Origin of the sequence: Methylobacterium sp. BTF04 (assembly GCF_010692745.1) — a bacterium.
Taxonomy (GTDB): Bacteria; Pseudomonadota; Alphaproteobacteria; order Rhizobiales; family Beijerinckiaceae; genus Methylobacterium.
This window is the reverse complement of sequence record NZ_JAAHTB010000206.1, coordinates 1-869: the sequence shown is the minus strand read 5'-3', so window position 1 is coordinate 869 and position 869 is coordinate 1. Positions and strand designations below refer to the sequence as shown.

At 59.0% G+C, this 869-nt stretch carries 1 protein-coding gene; it reads left to right on the top strand.

Going from position 1 to position 869, the window contains the following annotated elements; translation table 11 throughout:
• On the top strand, positions 1-869 hold an 869-nt coding region (locus G3T14_RS24345; protein WP_246733547.1), incomplete at both ends, for a hypothetical protein.

Here is an 869-nt window from a genome sequence, read left to right as displayed (position 1 = left end):
CTTTGCCGAAACACGACGAACACAAAAATTCACACTCCGAAAAACAAGCTCCGCTATCAACGAGGTTTGAAAAAAAATAGAAGGTTGGTAATGAAGAGAAGGGCATTTCTACTTGGTGGAGCTGCCGCGGCCAGCACAGCAACAGTCGGTTACACATTGTTGCCTCCCTCTGCCAAGATGCTGTTGGGCAATTACGGTATCCTGCTCGGACGTATCCCGATCCTTGTCGAGCGGGACTTCGGATGGACGGGCGCAGATTTCGCCACCGGCGGAACGAAGGGCATCAACACGGCGGCCCTTCCGGCGCCGATCTTTCGCCATCGGCCTAATTGCGTCACGACCCTCGCCAACATCGTCGGTCCTTGCGACGCCGCGAACGTGCCATTGAGGGTGGACGTCTCGGAGGGTCGGTCAGGGCTCCCCATGCGGCTCTCGCTCCGCGTCGTTGATGCGGCGACCTGCCGCCCGCATGCGGCGGCCGAGGTCCAGCTCTGGCACGCCGACGCGCGGGGCATTTACTCTGGCCGAGAAGTCTCGGCCGAATGCACCTTAGGCGACTCAGAGGCCTTGAGCGGACTCGCCTTCCGCGGACGCCAGACAACTAATCGCGACGGCATTACCAATTTTATGACCGTCTATCCGGGCTGGTATGACGGGCGCAGCATCCACGTCCATGTCCGTGTGGTCGTCGACGGGCGGGAAGCCTTGGTCAGTCAGCTCTTCTTCGACGACCTCTTAAGCGACGCAATCTACAGCACGCATCCGGATTATGCTGGCCGGCCGATCAGGAACACCCGTAACGATCGCGACCTGTTCCTGCCCCGTGCCTACCTCAACGAATATATCTTCGACTTCGAGAAACTCGACAT